Genomic DNA, 16,976 nt, shown 5'->3' with positions numbered 1-16,976 from the left:
CCCCGCTGTCTCTAAAGGGGCGGGATGCACGTCCTTGCGAACCCGCGACGTTTCCTGGCGATTGCCGTGCCTGCGACGCCCTGGTGCTTCTGGGGCGGCATCTTTCTGATTCTCGCCGGTTGCTGGGCAGGGCTGTTTATGGCGCCCGCCGATTATCTGCAGGGGCACAGCTTCCGTATCCTCTACATCCACGTGCCGGCTGCCTGGCTGGGCATGGGCGGGTGGAGTGGCCTCACCATTGCGGCAATCATGCAGCTTGTCTGGCGCCACCCACTGGCGAGTGTGGCGGGCCGGGCCATTGCGGTGCCCGGCGCGGTCTTCACCGCCCTGTGCCTCGCGACCGGATCGATCTGGGGCCGACCCACCTGGGGGACATGGTGGGAATGGGACGGGCGGCTGACCTCCATGCTGCTGCTGCTGTTTCTCTACATCGGCTATATCGCGCTGGCGCGCGCCAGCGTGGAGCGGGGCGATGCCGGCGGCGTCAGCCGCGTGACGGCGATCTATGCGCTCATCGGCGCGCTCAATCTGCCGATCATCCATTATTCGGTCGTGTGGTGGAACAGTCTCCACCAGGCCAAGAGCATCAGCGTGGTCGGCATGAGCAGCAGCATCGCGCCCTCCATGCTCTGGCCTTTGGGCTTGACCGTGCTCGGCTTTACCCTCTGGTTCACGGCGATCGTGCTGCTGCGGATGCGGGCGATGCTGGCGGAAAATCGGATCGAGGCGCGGTTGCGCCGGATGTCGCGGGGCTGAGGATAACCGATGAATCCCTGGCCTTTCGTGATTGCGGCTTATGGCCTCACCTTCGTTGCGACGGTTGCGACCAGCCTGTGGGCTTGGGCGCGCGCGCGGCAGGCGGAGCGCCGGGCGCGGGATTTGCTGGAGCGGGATTGAAATGGTTGCGGTGACGTCGAACAGAGCTGGCCCCAAGCGCAAGCATCAGCGCCTCATTCTCGTCGTGCTGGCGCTGGCGGCGATGATCGGTGGCGTGCTGCTGGCCATGTCCGCGCTGCGCTCGCAGGCTGCCTATTTCTACACCCCCGCCGAAGCGCTGGCCGCCAAGGTCGAGCCGGGCCGCGCGATTCGTCTGGGTGGCATGGTCGAAGCAGGAAGCATCAAGCGCCACGCCAACGGGACGACGGTGGATTTCCGCCTGACTGACGGCAAGGCCACCGTGCCGGCTTCCTTCACCGGCATCACGCCCGACCTCTTTGCCGAGAACAGCGGCGCGGTGGCGGAAGGCGCCTTTGGGGAAGACGGCGTGTTCCGCGCGACCAACATCCTCGCCAAGCATGACGAACGCTACATGCCGCGCGAGATGGAGGGCATCAAATATGATCCGCAGACCCATCAGGTGGATGCAAGCGGCCAATGATCGCTGAAGCCGGCCTTGCCGCCCTGTGGCTCGCGGCCACGCTCGCCGGCCTGCAATTGCTGCTCGCCTGGTCGGCCGTCGCGCGCGGCAATGCCGATGCGGCCCGCTTCATCCGGCCCCTGGCGGTCGCGCAGGGCGTGCTGGCGGGTCTCGCTATGGCGCTGCTCATCGTGCTGTTCCTGATCTCCGACATGTCGGTCTATCTGGTCGCGGCGAACAGCCATTCGCTCAAGCCGTTCATCTACAAATTCGCTGGCGCCTGGGGCAATCACGAGGGCTCGATGCTGCTCTGGGTGGCGGTGATGAGCCTTGCCGGCGGCGCGGTGGCGCTGTTCGAGCGCAGTCTCGACCGCGCGACCCATTTCGCGACGCTCGGCGCGCAGGCGGCGATCAGCCTTGGTTTTTACGCCTTCCTGCTGTTTGCCTCCAATCCCTTCCAGCGCCTCAATCCTCCGGCGGTAGAGGGGCAGGGGCTCAATCCACTGCTCCAGGACCCCGGTCTCGCCTTCCACCCGCCGACGCTTTATTTCGGCTATGTTGGCCTGTCCGTGGCCTTCTCCTTCGCAGTGGGCGCGCTGCTCACCCGGCAGGTGGATGCCCGCTTCGCCCGTGCGATCCGGCCGTGGGTGCTGGGCGCCTGGGTGCTGCTGACCATCGGCATCGCGGCCGGCTCCTACTGGGCTTATTACGAGTTGGGCTGGGGTGGCTGGTGGTTCTGGGACCCGGTCGAGAATGCCTCGCTCATGCCGTGGCTGGCGGCGACGGCGCTGCTCCATAGCGCTTCGGTCCTGGCTGCCCGCGATGCGTTGCGCGCCTGGACGGTGATGCTGGCAGTGGTCGCTTTCGCCATGTCGATGATAGGCACCTTCCTCGTGCGCTCGGGTATCCTGACCAGCGTCCACGCCTTCGCGGTCGATCCCACGCGCGGCAGCTTCATCCTCATTCTGCTCGGCCTCTATATCGGCGGCGCGCTCGCGTTGTTCGCCATGCGGGTTCACACGGTCAACGAGGGCGCCCGGTTTGATCCGCTCAGCCGCGAGGCGCTGCTCGTCGTCAACAATCTGCTGCTGTGCGTGATCCTGGGGCTGGTGCTCATTGGCACGCTCTATCCGCTGCTGACCGAAATGCTGGGCCAGAGCGTCTCTGTGGGTCCGCCTTATTTCAACGCGGTGATCGGGCCGATCACGCTGGTGCTGATGACCGCGCTGGTCGTCGGGCCGCTGCTGCGCTGGCGGCGGGACGAGTCGGGCGCGGCACTGCGGCGTTCGGCTCCCGCCATCGGCGCTGCCGTGGTCACGCTGATCGCCGTGCTGCTGTTTGCGGATCGCCCGATCGGCTGGTTGCCGCTGCTGGGCCTGGTCATGGCAGCCGCCGTTGCCGTGGCCAGCGTTGCGCCGCTCTGGAAGCGCAATCTGCGGCGCACGCCGATGTTCACTTATGGCATGGTGATCGCGCATCTGGGCTGCGCAGTCAGCCTGGCCGGCATGGCGAGCGAATCGGCCTTCTCATCCGAGCGGCTGGCGGCGGCTGCGCCGGGGGACTCTTTCGAGATCGCCGGCTACACCGTGACCATGGAAGGGGTGCGGCCCTATGCCGGGCCGAACTGGACCGCCATGGAAGCGCAGCTTGTCGTGCGGCGTGGCGCCAAGGTGATCGGCACCGCGCGGCCTCAGGCCCGCTATTTCACCGATCCGCCGACGCCGACCAACGAGTCCATCCAACTCACCCGCTGGAACGGCCAGCTCTATCTGGTGCTCGGTGAAGCGCTTGAAAACGGCCGCTGGCAGTTGCGCATCTGGTGGAAGCCGTTCGTCACGCTGATCTGGGGCGGCGCGGGACTGATCGCGCTGGGCGGCGCGCTGGCGCTGGTCGGCCGCGTCCGGCGCGAGCGCAAGCAGGCGCGGCTCGCGCGCGCATCTGGCGCCGCTGCGGAGCATCCGCAGGAGGCGTTGGCATGAAATTCGGCAAGCGCTCGCTCATCCTGTGGATTCCGCTGATTGCCTATGTGATCTTCCTCGGCGTGGCCTCGCTCGGCCTTAACCGTGAGCAGCAGACGGTGGTGCAATCGCGGATGATCGGCAAGCCGGTCCCGCCGATGGACCTGCCGGCGGGCGCCTCCAGCCGCCCGACGCTCTCGACCAAGGCGATGGCGGACGGGCAGCCGCGCCTGCTCAACATCTTCGCCAGCTGGTGCGTGCCCTGCATCGCCGAGGCGCCGGTGCTGCTGCAACTCGCCCAGCGCGGCGTCCCCATCGATGGCGTCGCGATCCGCGATGCTCGCGCCGATGTGGACGACTTCCTCACGCGTCACGGTAACCCTTATCAGCGCATCGGGCTGGATGAGCGCAGTGCCCTGCAGTTCTATATGGGCTCTTCCGGGGTGCCGGAGACGTTCGTGGTCGATGGCAAGGGCATCATCCGCTACCAGCATATCGGCGTGATCGGCCCGCAGGATGTGGACATGATCCTCGCCAAGCTGCGCGAGGCGCGGTCATGAGAGGCGCGCTGATCCTGCCGGCGTTGCTCGCCATCCTGCCGGCGCCTGTGTTCGCGCAGACCGCACTGCCGCCCGCACCCTATGCCAATCGCCAGCTCGACGATCCGGCGCTGGAGGCGAAGGCAACCGAGCTGATGCACACGATTCGCTGCCTGACATGCCAGAGCCAGTCCATTGCGGACAGCGACGCGAGCATGGCGGCGGACCTGCGCTCGATCATCCGCGAGCGCATCGCCGCGGGCGAAGACCCCGAGGCCATTCGCGCATGGCTCATCGAGCGCTACGGTGACTGGATCAGCTACAAACCGACCGCCGATCCCATTCTCTGGCCGCTCTGGGCCGCGCCGCTCATGCTGCTCGGCGCTGGCGGAGCGCTGGCTTATGGGCGGATGCGCCGTCGCAAGGGAGCAAAGGCATGACCGGCCTGTTGATCGCAGCGGGCCTCGCGCTCATCGTCGGCATCGGCATCATGCTTGGTGCACGCCTCCCGCTCCGCCATGCCGCGCCGGTTGCCACTGCGCTGCTGCTCGGCCTCGCCGGCTATGCCTGGCAGGGCAGTCCGGGTCTGGCCGACAAGCCGGTCGCGGCGAACGACTCGCGCGTGAAGTTCGATGAGGCGCTGGCCAAGAAGCGCTCGGAAATCGGCGAGCGGCTGACGGGAGCGACGAAGTGGCTCGTCGTGTCCGACGCGCTCGCCCGCAAGGGCAACACTGCCGGCGCCGCCAATGTGCTGCTCTCAGGCCTGAAGGAATATCCCGATGACGCGAACATCTGGGTGGGGCTGGGCAATGCGCTGGTCGCGCATGGCAATGGCACGCTGACCCCGGCGGCGGATTACGCCTTTGCGCAGGCCCTGCATTTCCAGCCGGACGGCGTTTCTCCCAATTATTTCTATGGGCTTGCCCTGGCGGAATCGGGTCAGTTCGACCGCGCGCGTGATGTCTGGCTGAAGCTGGCAGCGCGCCTGCCGGAGGATTTCGAGCTGCGTGAGGAGCTGATCCGCAACGTGGCGTTGCTCAATGCGCTCATCGAGCGGCGCGATGCCATCGCGCAGGGCGGCCCGTCTCAGGGCGATGCCCCGCAGGCTGGAGCGCCTCAAAGCGGAAATGCCGGGCCCTGATGGTGCGTTGCGTGCCTCTCGACGAAGTGCTAGGGCGCCGCCCGTTCAGGGCAGGGCCTGGGCAAGGGAAGCGCGATTGATGATTGCGAGTCAGGCGGGCAAGTGAGCCCTACCGATCAGCCACGAGACTTTGCGGCGGGGAATCCTGCGGCCGCTGGTCATGGGCATGGCCCGGACAGCCTGCGCAAGATGGCGCTGGCGGCGATGGGTATTGTCTTCGGCGATATCGGCACCAGCCCGATCTACGCCTTCCGCGAGACGTTCGCGGGGCATCACCCGCTCGCGCCTGATGCGCTGCATATCTACGGCGTGCTCAGCCTGATCTTCTGGTCGATGATGATCGTCGTGACGATCAAATATGTCTCGATCATCATGCGGGCCGACAACAAGGGGCAAGGCGGCAGCCTGGCGCTGCTCGCGCTGGTGAACCGCCGCAGCGGGCGCAAGCGCTGGACCGGGCCGATCGTCATCCTCGGGGTCTTCGCCACCGCGCTCTTCTACGGCGATTCGATGATCACCCCGGCCATGTCCGTGCTGTCCGCGTCGGAAGGTCTCATCACCGTCAACGCGCATTTCGCGCCACTGGTTTTGCCGATCTCCGTGGCGATCCTTATCGGCCTGTTCGCTATCCAGTCGCGCGGAACGGCGCGGGTCGGCCAGCTTTTCGGGCCGATCATGCTGGTCTATTTTGCGACGCTTGCGGGCCTCGGCATCATGCATATCGCGACCGATCCGGCGATCCTGCTGGCGCTCAATCCCTGGTATGCCTTCCAGTTCTTCCTGACCGACAAGTTGCTGGCCTTCCTTGCGCTCGGCTCCGTCGTGCTCGCCGTCACCGGCGCGGAAGCGCTGTACGCGGATATGGGGCATTTCGGGCGCAACCCGATCCGGGTTTCCTGGCTGTTCTTCGTGTTGCCCGGCCTCATGCTCAATTATCTGGGGCAGGGGGCGTTCATCCTCTCTCTGCCGGCGGATCAGGTGGATCACGCGATCCGCAATCCCTTCTTCCTGCTCGCGCCGGAAAACTTCCGCCTGCCGCTCGTCATCCTCGCTATTGTCGCGACGATCATTGCCAGCCAGGCCGTCATTACCGGCGCCTTTTCGCTCACCCAGCAGGCGATCCAGCTCGGCTTCATTCCGCGCCTCAAGATCAAGCACACCAGCGCCAGCGCGCAGGGGCAGATCTACATCCCGGTCATCAACTGGGGCCTGATGGTGATGGTCATCCTGCTGGTGCTCTCGTTCCGCTCCTCCAGCAATCTCGCCGCGGCCTATGGCATCGCGGTGACGGGCGCGATGTTCATCGACACCTGCCTGCTCGCGGTGCTGCTGCTCTCGCTGTGGAAGTGGAACCGCCTGCTGGCCTATGGCGCGCTGGCGATCTTCTTCATCGTGGACATCGCCTATTTCGGCGCCAATCTGACCAAAGTGCCGGATGGCGGCTGGTTCCCGCTGCTGGTCGGCCTGGTGATCTTCACCATGCTCACCACCTGGGCCAAGGGCCGCGGGTTGATGGTCGATCGCCTGAGCGAAGCGGCCATGCCGATCCCGGTCTTCGTCGCCTCGGCCGCCAACAGCGCCGTGCGGGTGCAGGGCACGGCGGTGTTCATGACCTCCACCTCGGACGGTGTGCCGCATGCGCTGCTGCATAATCTCAAGCACAACAAGGTGCTGCACGAGCGGGTGGTGCTGCTGACGGTCAAGGTGCTCGACGTGCCGACCGTCGATGCCTCCTATCGCTATCAGGTCGAGGATCTCGGGCGCGGCTTCTATCGCGTGCTGATTCATTACGGCTTCATGGAAGAGGCCGATGTGCCTGCCGCGCTGGCGATGGTGGAAGGTTGCGGCCAGCCTTTCCGCATGATCGAGACGAGCTTCTTCCTCACGCGCCAGACCTTGCTGCCGGCCGCCCGGCCCGGAATGCCGATCTGGCGCGAAAAGCTCTTCGCCTGGATGCTGCGCAACGCGGAAAGCCCGATGGAGTTCTTCCGCCTGCCGACCAATCGCGTGATCGAACTGGGTAGCCAGCTGGAGATTTAGGGGCGCATCGAGAGGGCATCGCTCCGCAACTCGAGATTTCTCTCGTGCTCCTGCGAAGGCAGGAGCTCAGGGCGGTAAAGCGCTTCAATCAATCAGCCGACTTGAACCCGATACGCTCGGCATGTGCGCGAACTTTCTCTATACGGCGCCGTGGTTCTCGAACGCCCTGGGCTCCTGCCTCCGCAGGAGCACGGGGAGGGTGATGCTGCCGGGATTTTGAGAGTGCGCTCAGTCCGGAGCTTTGCTCTCCGTGTTCGCAACCATCACCCGCGCCCGCGCGAGATCTTCCGGCGTGTCGATATCCAGCAGCAGCCGTGCGTCGGCGCTCACCAGCGCAGACCCTGTGGCGAGGCCCCGCGCACCCCGATCTCCTTCGAGCGCTTGGAGATCAGCGAAAGCCCGCGCCGGAAACAGCGCGGGCGGTTGAGCAACGCCTTCGGGCGAACAGGAGAAGACAGCGGACGCTCGATCCGTCGCAAACTGCCCAAGCACCGCGTCCAGATGCTCGGCCGTGACAAACGGCATATCCGCGAGCAGCACCATCAACGTCGAGGCTCCGGCTTCCTGCGCCGCCGTCGCCGCCAGACCCAAAGAGTGCGCCATCCCCGCTTCTGGCCGAGAATTGACGACCAGCCGATATCCCGGTGCATGGCTTCCCCAGTCCACGCCCGCCGGCGCCACCAGCAGATGATGGGCCGCCTCCACCATTCGCCCGGCCTCAGCCCCCCAGCCGATCAGCCCGCGTCCGCCAAGGTCCGCCGCCAGCTTGTCCGCTGTGCCGAAGCGCGTCGAGCGCCCTGCCGCGAGCAGCGCCACAGCAAGGCCGGGCAGCGTCATCAGCGCGTGCCGCGAAAGGCCGCGACCATGCCGGCGGCGATGGAGAGGGCAATCTCCTGCGGACCAAGGCCGCCGATCGGCAGGCCGGCCGGCCCGTCCACCCGGCGCAGCTCGTCCGCGCTCACCCCCGCCGCCGCGAGCCGCTCCAGCCGCCGCGCATGATTGGCACGCGATCCGAGCGCACCGATATAGCCCGTCGACTGCGCCAGCGCCGCGATCAGCGCAGGGTCATCGATCTTGATGTCGTGGCTCAGCGTCACTACCGCGCAGGCGGCATTCGGCGCGAAGCTGGCGACGGCCTCGTCCGGCCAGGCATCGGTCAAGGTCACGCTGGGGAAGCGCTCGGCGCTCAGGAAGCGCTCGCGCGGGTCGTTGACCGTCACTGCCATGCCGAGCGTCTGCGCGATGGCCGCGAGCGCCTGGCCGATCTGCACCGCGCCGATGATCAGCAGCTTGCGCGCCGGCTCATAGAGATTGACGAACTGCCCCGCCTGCGTCCCCAGCCGGGCCTTGCCAGTCGCAAGGTCAGTGGAGATCGCGACCGCCTTGCCCGCCGCGCGCGCCTGCGCGATCGCCTCGAACAGGGCTGGCGCAAAGCCCGCCTCGCTCACCGGCTGGACGAGCACACCGATCTGCCCGCCGCAGGGCAGGCCTGGCTCCCATATGCTGGGGTCTGTGCTGCCGAAATAGCGCAGGCCGGTCTCGCCCTTCGTGAGCGCCCGCTCGGCCATGGCGAACACGTCATATTCCACGCAGCCGCCCGAGATCGATCCGGCAAAGCGTCCATCTGCCGCAATGAGCATATGCCCGCCGCGCGGCCTTGGCGCGGAGCCGGAGGCTTCCACGACGGTGGCGAGCGCCATGGGCTGGCCGGCCCAGTCCCGCGCGGCGGCGATGATGGCATCGATATCGTTCAAGCGCTGGTCCTGTATCGGGGTGGGGGCAGGGGAGCCGCTGCCATCTCTCGCCAGCCTCATTATTGCAAGCCTACGGACATTGACAACCGGGCGAGAGCAACGGCAATGTCGCTGTTCATCGAGACATTGCGGAGGGAGAAGCGGCATGGCCACCGAACTGATGGTCAACGGGCAAAAAAGGCAGGTCGAATCCGACCCCAAGAAGCCGCTGCTCTGGGTGCTTCGTGAAGATCTGGATATGGTCGGCACCAAGTTCGGCTGCGGCATGGCGCTGTGCGGCGCCTGCACGGTGATGATCGACGGGCAGGCCGTGCGCTCCTGCACCACGCCGGTCGGTACGGCGGCGGGCAAGCAGATCACCACTATCGAGCATGTCGCGACCACGCCGGTCGGCAAGGCCGTGAGCGAGGCGTGGACCCAGCTCGACGTGCCGCAATGCGGTTACTGCCAGGCCGGGCAGATCGTCTCCGCGACGGCCTTGCTCGCCAAGACGCCCAAGCCCACCGATCAGCAGATCGATGCGGCGATGAGCGGCAATATCTGCCGCTGCGCGACCTATTTGCGCATCCGCAAGGCCATCAAGCAGGCGGCCGGCCTCGAAGAGGGAGCCGCGGCATGAACGCGCCCCTCAACATGAACCGCCGCAGGCTGCTCAAGGCGACGCTGGTCGGCGGCGCGGTGCTGGCCTTCGATGCGCGCTTCGCCTTCGCGCAGGCGCCGGGCGAGAAGGCTGTCATCATCAACGCCTATATCCGCGTTCTGCCGGATAACCGCTTCGTCATCGGCTCCAAGAACCCTGAGATCGGCCAGGGCGTCAAGACGATGCTGCCGATGCTCATCGCCGAGGAACTGGATGTCGACTGGGCGCAGGTTACGGCCGAGACGACCATCGCCGACGAGAAGACCTACGGCATGCAGGTGGCGGGCGGCAGCTTCACCACGCCGATGAACTACATGCCCATGCGCCAGATCGGCGCGGCGGCGCGGCAGATGTTCATCAAGGCAGCGGCAGCGCGCTGGGGCGTGCCGGAAGACACGCTCACCACCGGCGGCGGCCGCGTCTCGCAGACGTCCGGCTCGCCCACAGCCAAGCACAGCGTGACCTATGCCGAGCTGGCGGCGGAAGCAGCGAAGATCGCGGCGCCGGACCTCAAGACCGTGCCGCTCAAGGACCCGGCGAGCTTCAAAATCATCGGCAAGTCCAAGATCGGCGTCGATACGCCGGCCATCGTGGCGGGCAAGCCTTTGTTCGGCATCGATGTGAAGAAGCCCGGCCTGCTTCATGCCGCGATCGAGGCGTGCCCGGCTTATGGCGGCACGCTCACCAGCTTCGATGAGGCGGCGGTGAAGGCGCTTCCCGGCATTATCGCCGTGGTGCCGCTCAACAGCGGCTACAATCCCAAGGGGCCGCATGATGCGGTGGCGATCGTGGCCGAAAGCTGGTGGGTCGCCAATCAGGCGCGCTCGTCGCTGAAGCCGGTGTGGAATATGGAGGCGCAGAAGCGCTTCTCCAGCGCGGCCTTCAAGGCTTCGGCCGAGGCCAAGATGGCGGCTGCGCCGGAGGATTCGATCCACAAGGCCGGCGATGCCGCCAAGGCCATGGCCAGCGCGGCAAAGACCGTCACGGCGCGCTATGAATATCCCTACATCGCCCACGCCACGCTTGAGCCGCAGAACTGCACCGCGCTGTTCAAGGACGGCAAGATCGAGTTCTGGGCACCCACCCAGCTCCCGGCGGATGGGCGCAAGGTGGTGTCCGAGGCGCTCGGCATCGGGCCGGAGGCGATCACCATTCACATGACGCGCATTGGTGGCGGCTTCGGCCGGCGGCTGATGAACGATTACATGGCGCAGGTCGCGCAGATCGCCAAGGCGCTGCCCGGTCGGCCGATCAAGATGATCTGGACCCGCACCGACGATCTGCGTCACGATTTCTTCCGGCCCGGCGGCTGGCATGATTTCAAGGCGGGCATCGATGGCTCGGGCAAGCTCGTGGCCTTTACTGACCATTTCATCACCTATGGCAAGGAGGGCAAGCCGGACACCGGCGCCGCCATGACCGCGACGGAATTTCCGGCGCCTCTGCTGGCAGATGTCGATCTCTCGGTCTCCTATGTCGAGAGCAACGTGCCGACGGGCTATCTGCGCGCGCCGAGTTCCAATGCGCTGGCCTTTGCGTTCCAGAGCTTCCTCGATGAGGTGGCGCTGGCCGGCGGGATCGACCTGCCCGAGCTGATGCGCCGCACGCTGGGCGAGGCGCGGCTGATGAAGCATGGCAACCGCCCCGGCATGGATGGCAGCGTGCCCGAGTTCAACACGGGCCGTGCCCGCGCGGTGATCGACAAGGTCTGCCAGATGGCGGGCTGGAAGGGTCGCACCGGCGGGGATGCTGGGGACGGCGTGCGCAAGGGCCGGGGCTTCGGCTTCTATTACAGCCATCGCGGCTATTTCGCCGAAGTGGTGGATGTGACCGTCGCCAAGACGGGCAAGGTCAGCGTCGACAAGGTCTGGGTCGCCGGCGATGTCGGCCGGCAGATCATCAACCCCATCAACGCGCTGCATCAGGCGCAGGGCGCGGTGATCGACGGGCTGGGCCAGGCGCTGTCCGGCCAGAAGATCGAGATCAAGGATGGCGCGGCCAACCGCACCAACTTCCACGATTACCCATTGCCGCGCATCGTGGATGCACCGGCGGACGTGGTGGTCGAATGGGTGATCTCGGACAATGATACGACCGGCCTCGGTGAACCGGCTCTGCCGCCGGTGATCCCGGCGATCATCAACGCCATCTTCGCCGCCACCGGCAAGCGCATCCGCTCGCTTCCCGTGGTGCCGGCGGATCTGGCGGTCTGAGGAGAGGACGGGGGGAGGAGGTTTCTTCCCCCACCGTCACCCCGGACTTGATCCGGGGTCCAGCTTTCTCGCGACCGGCCGGTCAGAGCAGAGGCGCACAAAGCAGCGGGACCCCGGATCAAGTCCGGGGTGACGTGCGTTGGGAGGACGGGGCGGGTCGCTTATCACCCGCCGGACCTTAAGGAGAATGCGCATGGTCGAAGCCCGCTGGAACGGCGCCGTCATTGCCCGCAGCGACGACACTGTCGTCGTGGAAGGCAATCACTATTTCCCCGCCGATGCCGTCGATCCCGCCGTCCTCCGCCCGAGTGACACCACGACAGTCTGCTCGTGGAAGGGTACAGCGCATTATTATAGCTTGCACGTGGCCGGCGCCGACAATCCGGATGCCGCCTGGTACTATCCCGATCCCAAGCCCGAGGCGGAAGCAATCCGCGACCGCATCGCCTTCTGGAAAGGCGTAGAGGTCGGCTGAGCGGTCGCCTTACAGGATATCCCGCACCGCCTCCGGCGGACGGCCCAGTCGCACGCCTTTTTCGGTCGCCACCAGCGGGCGTTCGATCAGGATGGGGTCGGCAGCCATGGCGTGGAGGATGGCGGCGTCGTCCGCGTCCTTGAGTGCCTTGGCGCTGTCCTCGGCCTTGCGCAGGCCTTCGCGCGGGGTGAGACCCGCGCGTTGATAGAGGGCAGCGAGCGTGTCGCGGCTCGGCGGGGTCTTGAGATATTCGACGATCTCCACCTCGACGCCCGGCGTTTCCTGCAGGATCGCCAGTGCCTCGCGGGATTTCGAGCAGCGAGGGTTGTGGTAGATGGTCGCCTTCATCGCCTGATCCTTTTCGTTCGCCCGTCCGTCAGGCAGTTAGGCCGTCTGGTCGCCGCTGGGCAAGGCCCGCTGCATGTAGATGGTGTCCAGCCAGCGCCCGAATTTATAGCCGACCTTCTCCATGCGCCCGGCGTGGCGGAAGCCCTGGCCTGCATGGAGCGCGACCGAGGCGTCCTCGCCGCCCGCGATCACGCCAAGCATCTGGGTGAAGCCCGCCGCGCCAGCCGCCGGAATCAGCGCCGCAAGCAGTGCCATACCGATGCCGCGCCCGGTCTTTTCTGGATGGAGATAGACGCTGTCCTCGCAGGCGTGAGCGTAGGCAGGGCGATCGCGGAATTGCGCGGCATAGGCATAGCCGATCACCGCGCCGTCCTCATCTTCCGCGACGATGAAGGGCCAGCCCCTCTCAGAAAGATACGCGATCTTCTCGCGCCATTGCTCGGCCGTGGGCGCCTGCGTATCGAAGGTCGCTGTGCCATGCTGCACATGATGGGCGTAGATCGCCGCGATGGCCTCCGCATCCGCCAGGGCGACCGGACGGATGCGCAGTGGCGGTTGCCCGCTCAATCGACCTTCTGCCGCTCCAGCCATTCTTCCAGCCACTTGATGCTGTAATCGCCATTCTGCACGTCCGGGTCGGCGATGAGCTTCTGGTGCAGGGGGATGGTCGTCTTCATGCCCTCGATGACATATTCCTCAAGCGCGCGCTTGAGGCGCATCAGGCAGCCCTCTCGCGTGCGGCCGTAGACGATCAGCTTGCCGATCATGCTGTCATAATAAGGCGGCACACTATAGCCCTGATAGAGCGCGCTTTCGACGCGCACATGCATGCCGCCGGGGACGTGGAGCATCTGCACCTTGCCGGGGGAGGGCATGAACGTCACCGGGTCTTCCGCATTGATGCGGCACTCGATGGCGTGGCCGTGGAATTCCAGCTCGTCCTGCGTCACCGACAGCGGCTTGCCCTCGGCAATGCGGATTTGCTCGCGCACCAGATCGAAGCCGGTGATCATCTCCGTCACCGGATGTTCGACCTGAATGCGGGTGTTCATCTCAATGAAGTAGAATTCGCCGTTCTCGTACAGGAATTCGATGGTCCCCGCGCCGCGATAGCCCATGTCGGCCATCGCCTTGGCCACGAGCGTGCCCATGCGATTGCGCTCGGCCGATGAAATGACCGGGGAGGGCGCTTCTTCCAGCACCTTCTGGTGCCGGCGCTGCAGCGAACAGTCGCGCTCGCCCAGATGGATGGCATTGCCCTTGCCGTCACCGAAAATCTGGAACTCGATATGGCGCGGATTGCCGAGATATTTTTCCATGTAGACGGTGTCGTCGCCGAACGCGGCCTTGGCCTCGCTCTTGGCCTGGGACATCAGGCTCTCGAACTCGTCCTCGGTGGGGACAACCTTCATGCCGCGCCCGCCGCCGCCGGAGGCGGCCTTCACGAGCACTGGATAGCCGATCTCTCTCGCGCGTTGCTTGGCGTCTGCGATGCCCTCGATCGCGCCGTCGGTGCCCGGCACCAACGGCAGGCCGAGCGCGCCGGCGGTGCGCTTGGCTTCCACCTTGTCGCCCATCACGCGGATATGTTCGGGCTTGGGGCCGACGAAGATGATGTCATGCGCTTCCACGATTTCCGCGAAGCGCTCATTTTCGGAGAGGAAGCCATAGCCCGGATGGATCGCGTCCGCGCCGGAGATTTCCGCGGCGGAAATGATCGCGGGAATGTTGAGATAGCTGTCCTTCGCAGCCGGCGGGCCGATGCAGATGGCTTCGTCCGCCAGGCGCACATGCATGGCGTCCGCGTCGGCGGTCGAATGCACGGCCACCGTCTTGATGCCCATCTCGTGGCAGGCTCGGTGGATGCGCAGGGCGATCTCGCCGCGATTGGCGATCAGCAGCTTCTCGATGCTCATGGCTGGCGTGTCCTCACGCGACCACGATCAGCGGCTGGTCATATTCGACCGGCTGGCCGTTTTCGACCAGCACAGCCTGGACCGTGCCGGCAGAGGGTGCGGTGATCGGGTTCATGACCTTCATGGCCTCGACGATCAGCAGGGTCTGGCCCGCCTTCACCGCGTCGCCCACCTTGACGAAGGCGGGGGCGTCGGGCTCGGGCGTCAGGTAGCAAGTGCCGACCATCGGCGATTTGATTGTGCCGGCGGCGGGGCCGGCCGCGGGGGCCGGGGCGGCGCTTTCCACCGGCGCAGCAGCAGCCACCGGGGCTGCCGGTGCGGGCGCAGCGGCCATCGGCGCATAGGTCGCGCTCTGGGCGGCGGGGGTGCGGGCGACGCGGATCTTGCGGTCGCCGTCTTCCACCTCGATCTCGGTGAGGTTCGTCGCGTCCAGCATTTTCGCCAGTTCGCGCACCAGCTTAACGTCCACCTGCATCGAGCCTTCGTTGGTCTTGTCGGCCATTGGTCTTCCCTTTGAGAAAGCTTTATTCTGTTCTGGAGTGGGGCTGGGGCCTATTGCCCTTCGCCCGATAAGGCAACCGTTTGCACGCCCTGTCTGGTTCAATCCATCTCAAGCGCCGCTTCCAGCGCCAGCATATAGGAGAGCGCGCCGAAGCCCGCGATCGATCCGCGCGCGGCCATGCCGACATAGCTATGATGGCGGAAGCTCTCCCGCGCGGCGGGGTTGGAGAGGTGAACCTCGATCACCGGCACGGTGATGGATTTGATCGCATCGTGCAGCGCCACAGAGGTGTGCGTGAGGCCGCCGGCGTTCAGGATGACGGCCATTGCTGCTTCCGCATGGGCCTGATGCAGCCAATCGATCAGATGGCCCTCATGATTGGACTGGCGGAAATCCAGCTCCACGCTGGCGCGCCGGGCCTCGTCTTCCATGCGGTCGGCAATGTCGTCGAGCGTATCATAGCCATAGATTTCCGGCTCGCGTGTGCCGAGCAGGTTGAGATTGGGGCCATTGAGGACATAGATTTTTCGCGCGGCAGTCATGGGGCCATCCGGTCCTTGTTGGTTGCGAGCCTTGGGCTCCACCCTATATGGCGTGGCGAACGGCTCTCAAAGCGAAAGGTGAACACACGGCATGAGCGCGGACGGAACGATCGGCATCCGGGTCAATGGCGAGCATCGCCGCGTGCGTGCCGGGCACAGCATCGCGCATCTGGCCAATGAGCTGGGGCTGGCGCCCGAGAAGGTGGCCGTCGAGCGCAATCTGGAGGTCGTGCCCCGCGCACAGCTGGCCGATGTGATCGTCGAGGATGGCGATGAGCTGGAGATCGTGCATTTCGTCGGCGGTGGCGATGGATCGCCGGTGCTGGCCGATGACAGCTGGAGCGTGGCCGGGCGCACCTTCCGTTCCCGGCTGATCGTTGGGACAGGCAAATATCGCGATTTTGCCGAGAATGCCGCTGCCGTTGAGGCATCGGGCGCGGAGATTGTCACGGTGGCGGTGCGGCGGGTGAATGTGTCCGACCCCAAGGCGCCGATGCTTACCGACTTCATCGACCCTAAGAAGATCACTTATCTGCCGAACACCGCTGGCTGCTTTACCGCTGAAGACGCGATCCGCACGCTGCGGCTGGCGCGCGAGGCGGGCGGCTGGGATCTGGTGAAGCTGGAAGTGCTGGGCGAGGCCCGCACGCTTTACCCGAACATGATCGAGACTCTCCGCGCGACCGAAATCCTCGCCAAGGAGGGCTTCAAGCCGATGGTCTATTGCACCGACGACCCCATCGCCGCGCAGCAGCTGGAGAGTGCGGGCGCGGTGGCGATCATGCCGCTTGGCGCGCCCATCGGCTCGGGCCTGGGCCTCCAGAACCGGGTGACCATCCGCCTGATTGTGGAAGGAACGAAGCTTCCTGTGCTGGTCGATGCCGGCGTCGGCACGGCTTCCGATGCGGCAGTGGCGATGGAACTGGGCTGCACCGGCGTGCTGATGAACACCGCCATTGCAGAAGCCAAGAAGCCGGTGCTGATGGCGGCGGCGATGAGGGCATCGGTCGAAGCCGGGCGGATGGCCTATCTCGCCGGGCGCATGGGGCGACGCATGTATGCCGACCCCTCAAGTCCGCTCGCTGGCTTGATCTGAGCCAAGCGCGGCCAACCGCTGGTCGTATTTGTCGGAACCAGCCGCGTCCCAACTCGTTTAATTTTCAGACGGTCGGATCGTCCGGCCGTAGCAGAATTCAGCGATTGGAGACCTATCATGGGTGAATTGATCGACAAGGCCAAGGGTGCCGTCAACGAAGCAGTCGGCAAGGCCAAGCAGGAGATCGGCAAGCAGCGCAACGATCCCGATCAGCAGGCGGAAGGTCTCGGCCAGGAGCTCAAGGGCAAGGGCCAAGGCCTTAAGGGCTCCGTGAAGGGAGCCCTCGGCGACCGGGTCTGACCCCGAGCCGCAACGCTCAAGCGTTTTGATGAAAGGTCGTGCTCGCACAAGCGAGTGCGGCCTTCATTGTTTATGTCCGAACAGGCACCGCTCGCCCGGTGCGGTTCGGTTTCCCTGCCGCCTCATGCAATCCGGGCATTTGACCGTCCGGTCCC

General features: G+C 65.8%; 20 protein-coding genes. 13 read left to right on the top strand and 7 right to left on the bottom strand.

The genetic code is table 11. The features are described 5' to 3' along the window. Positions 1-24 precede the first annotated feature (24 nt). The 8 genes from ccmC (at position 25) to M2343_RS07855 (ending at position 7,035) form a co-directional block, all read left to right on the top strand. Positions 25-756 carry a heme ABC transporter permease CcmC gene (ccmC, locus tag M2343_RS07890; protein WP_264576219.1) on the top strand — a complete coding sequence of 244 codons (732 nt, stop codon included), beginning with the start codon at positions 25-27 and terminating at the stop codon, positions 754-756. A 9-nt stretch (positions 757-765) separates the two neighbouring features. Beyond that, positions 766-897 carry a heme exporter protein CcmD gene (ccmD, locus tag M2343_RS07885; RefSeq protein WP_181559106.1) on the top strand — a complete coding sequence of 44 codons (132 nt, stop codon included), beginning with the start codon at positions 766-768 and terminating at the stop codon, positions 895-897. Position 898: 1 nt separating this feature from the next. Next, positions 899-1,378, top strand: coding sequence for a cytochrome c maturation protein CcmE (ccmE, locus tag M2343_RS07880; protein WP_264576218.1), 480 nt, complete (start codon positions 899-901; stop codon positions 1,376-1,378). Beyond that, positions 1,375-3,336 carry a heme lyase CcmF/NrfE family subunit gene (locus tag M2343_RS07875; protein WP_264576217.1) on the top strand — a complete coding sequence of 654 codons (1,962 nt, stop codon included), beginning with the start codon at positions 1,375-1,377 and terminating at the stop codon, positions 3,334-3,336. Before ccmE ends, M2343_RS07875 begins: the two co-directional genes overlap by 4 nt. Continuing rightward, complete coding sequence (locus M2343_RS07870) at positions 3,333-3,875, top strand: DsbE family thiol:disulfide interchange protein (protein ID WP_264576216.1); 543 nt, start codon at positions 3,333-3,335, stop codon at positions 3,873-3,875. Before M2343_RS07875 ends, M2343_RS07870 begins: the two co-directional genes overlap by 4 nt. Next, a complete protein-coding gene (locus M2343_RS07865) occupies positions 3,872-4,294 on the top strand; it encodes a cytochrome c-type biogenesis protein CcmH (protein WP_264576215.1) in 423 nt (140 codons plus the stop codon). Before M2343_RS07870 ends, M2343_RS07865 begins: the two co-directional genes overlap by 4 nt. After that, positions 4,291-4,995: a tetratricopeptide repeat protein gene (locus M2343_RS07860; protein WP_264576214.1), complete on the top strand. Its 705-nt coding sequence runs from the start codon at positions 4,291-4,293 to the stop codon at positions 4,993-4,995. Before M2343_RS07865 ends, M2343_RS07860 begins: the two co-directional genes overlap by 4 nt. Before the next feature lie 102 nt (positions 4,996-5,097). Further along, on the top strand, positions 5,098-7,035 hold the full coding sequence (locus M2343_RS07855) for a potassium transporter Kup (protein ID WP_264569786.1): 1,938 nt from the start codon (positions 5,098-5,100) through the stop codon (positions 7,033-7,035). Positions 7,036-7,263: 228 nt separating this feature from the next. Here the strand turns inward: M2343_RS07855 and M2343_RS07850 are convergent, their stop codons facing one another. Both M2343_RS07850 and M2343_RS07845 read right to left on the bottom strand, forming a co-directional pair. After that, positions 7,264-7,872: an NTP transferase domain-containing protein gene (locus M2343_RS07850; RefSeq protein ID WP_264576213.1), complete on the bottom strand. Its 609-nt coding sequence runs from the start codon at positions 7,870-7,872 to the stop codon at positions 7,264-7,266. After that, positions 7,872-8,789 carry an XdhC family protein gene (locus M2343_RS07845; RefSeq protein WP_264576212.1) on the bottom strand — a complete coding sequence of 306 codons (918 nt, stop codon included), beginning with the start codon at positions 8,787-8,789 and terminating at the stop codon, positions 7,872-7,874. Before M2343_RS07845 ends, M2343_RS07850 begins: the two co-directional genes overlap by 1 nt. 145 nt (positions 8,790-8,934) lie before the next feature. Between M2343_RS07845 and M2343_RS07840 the strand changes: the two genes are divergently transcribed. From M2343_RS07840 to M2343_RS07830, 3 genes are all read left to right on the top strand, one after another. Continuing rightward, positions 8,935-9,408: a (2Fe-2S)-binding protein gene (locus M2343_RS07840; RefSeq protein WP_181559114.1), complete on the top strand. Its 474-nt coding sequence runs from the start codon at positions 8,935-8,937 to the stop codon at positions 9,406-9,408. Further along, positions 9,405-11,642: a xanthine dehydrogenase family protein molybdopterin-binding subunit gene (locus M2343_RS07835; protein ID WP_264576211.1), complete on the top strand. Its 2,238-nt coding sequence runs from the start codon at positions 9,405-9,407 to the stop codon at positions 11,640-11,642. The genes M2343_RS07840 and M2343_RS07835 overlap by 4 nt, the downstream gene beginning before the upstream one ends. Before the next feature lie 193 nt (positions 11,643-11,835). Continuing rightward, complete coding sequence (locus M2343_RS07830; RefSeq protein WP_264569792.1) at positions 11,836-12,117, top strand: DUF427 domain-containing protein; 282 nt, start codon at positions 11,836-11,838, stop codon at positions 12,115-12,117. 9 nt (positions 12,118-12,126) lie between these two features. Here M2343_RS07830 and arsC read toward each other — a convergent pair whose 3' ends face one another. The 5 genes from arsC to aroQ all read right to left on the bottom strand — a co-directional run bounded on the left by arsC (position 12,127) and on the right by aroQ (position 15,425). Further along, complete coding sequence (arsC, locus tag M2343_RS07825; protein WP_264576210.1) at positions 12,127-12,465, bottom strand: arsenate reductase (glutaredoxin); 339 nt, start codon at positions 12,463-12,465, stop codon at positions 12,127-12,129. Positions 12,466-12,501: 36 nt separating this feature from the next. Continuing rightward, the gene (locus M2343_RS07820; RefSeq protein ID WP_264576209.1) at positions 12,502-13,032 is read right to left on the bottom strand and encodes a GNAT family N-acetyltransferase; all 531 of its coding nucleotides are present in this window, start codon (positions 13,030-13,032) and stop codon (positions 12,502-12,504) included. Then, positions 13,029-14,381, bottom strand: coding sequence for an acetyl-CoA carboxylase biotin carboxylase subunit (gene accC, locus M2343_RS07815; RefSeq protein ID WP_264576208.1), 1,353 nt, complete (start codon positions 14,379-14,381; stop codon positions 13,029-13,031). Before accC ends, M2343_RS07820 begins: the two co-directional genes overlap by 4 nt. A 13-nt stretch (positions 14,382-14,394) precedes the next feature. Further along, positions 14,395-14,883 (bottom strand): acetyl-CoA carboxylase biotin carboxyl carrier protein, encoded by a 489-nt coding sequence (accB, locus tag M2343_RS07810; RefSeq protein ID WP_264574769.1) that lies wholly within the window; start codon positions 14,881-14,883, stop codon positions 14,395-14,397. Between the two features lie 98 nt (positions 14,884-14,981). Beyond that, a complete protein-coding gene (aroQ, locus tag M2343_RS07805) occupies positions 14,982-15,425 on the bottom strand; it encodes a type II 3-dehydroquinate dehydratase (RefSeq protein ID WP_264576207.1) in 444 nt (147 codons plus the stop codon). Positions 15,426-15,516: 91 nt separating this feature from the next. Between aroQ and thiS the strand changes: the two genes are divergently transcribed. Next, positions 15,517-16,521: a sulfur carrier protein ThiS gene (gene thiS, locus M2343_RS07800; protein ID WP_264576206.1), complete on the top strand. Its 1,005-nt coding sequence runs from the start codon at positions 15,517-15,519 to the stop codon at positions 16,519-16,521. A gap of 117 nt (positions 16,522-16,638) precedes the next feature. Then, entirely contained in the window at positions 16,639-16,821 is a 183-nt protein-coding gene (locus tag M2343_RS07795) for a CsbD family protein (RefSeq protein WP_264576205.1), read from the top strand. Positions 16,822-16,976: the final 155 nt, after the last annotated feature.

Origin of the sequence: Sphingobium sp. B8D3B (assembly GCF_025961875.1) — a bacterium.
GTDB lineage: Bacteria > Pseudomonadota > Alphaproteobacteria > Sphingomonadales > Sphingomonadaceae > Sphingobium.
The sequence above is the reverse complement of the archived record's forward strand: the minus strand, read 5'-3'. Positions and strand labels throughout refer to the sequence as shown.

Coding starts and splice junctions, on each gene's coding strand:
- ccmC (WP_264576219.1), top strand. CDS start 25: ATGCACGTCCTTGCGAACCCGCGACGTTTCCTGGCGATTGCCGTGCCT.
- ccmD (WP_181559106.1), top strand. CDS start 766: ATGAATCCCTGGCCTTTCGTGATTGCGGCTTATGGCCTCACCTTCGTT.
- ccmE (WP_264576218.1), top strand. CDS start 899: ATGGTTGCGGTGACGTCGAACAGAGCTGGCCCCAAGCGCAAGCATCAG.
- M2343_RS07875 (WP_264576217.1), top strand. CDS start 1,375: ATGATCGCTGAAGCCGGCCTTGCCGCCCTGTGGCTCGCGGCCACGCTC.
- M2343_RS07870 (WP_264576216.1), top strand. CDS start 3,333: ATGAAATTCGGCAAGCGCTCGCTCATCCTGTGGATTCCGCTGATTGCC.
- M2343_RS07865 (WP_264576215.1), top strand. CDS start 3,872: ATGAGAGGCGCGCTGATCCTGCCGGCGTTGCTCGCCATCCTGCCGGCG.
- M2343_RS07860 (WP_264576214.1), top strand. CDS start 4,291: ATGACCGGCCTGTTGATCGCAGCGGGCCTCGCGCTCATCGTCGGCATC.
- M2343_RS07850 (WP_264576213.1), bottom strand. CDS start 7,872: ATGACGCTGCCCGGCCTTGCTGTGGCGCTGCTCGCGGCAGGGCGCTCG.
- M2343_RS07840 (WP_181559114.1), top strand. CDS start 8,935: ATGGCCACCGAACTGATGGTCAACGGGCAAAAAAGGCAGGTCGAATCC.
- M2343_RS07835 (WP_264576211.1), top strand. CDS start 9,405: ATGAACGCGCCCCTCAACATGAACCGCCGCAGGCTGCTCAAGGCGACG.
- M2343_RS07830 (WP_264569792.1), top strand. CDS start 11,836: ATGGTCGAAGCCCGCTGGAACGGCGCCGTCATTGCCCGCAGCGACGAC.
- arsC (WP_264576210.1), bottom strand. CDS start 12,465: ATGAAGGCGACCATCTACCACAACCCTCGCTGCTCGAAATCCCGCGAG.
- accC (WP_264576208.1), bottom strand. CDS start 14,381: ATGAGCATCGAGAAGCTGCTGATCGCCAATCGCGGCGAGATCGCCCTG.
- accB (WP_264574769.1), bottom strand. CDS start 14,883: ATGGCCGACAAGACCAACGAAGGCTCGATGCAGGTGGACGTTAAGCTG.
- aroQ (WP_264576207.1), bottom strand. CDS start 15,425: ATGACTGCCGCGCGAAAAATCTATGTCCTCAATGGCCCCAATCTCAAC.
- thiS (WP_264576206.1), top strand. CDS start 15,517: ATGAGCGCGGACGGAACGATCGGCATCCGGGTCAATGGCGAGCATCGC.
- M2343_RS07795 (WP_264576205.1), top strand. CDS start 16,639: ATGGGTGAATTGATCGACAAGGCCAAGGGTGCCGTCAACGAAGCAGTC.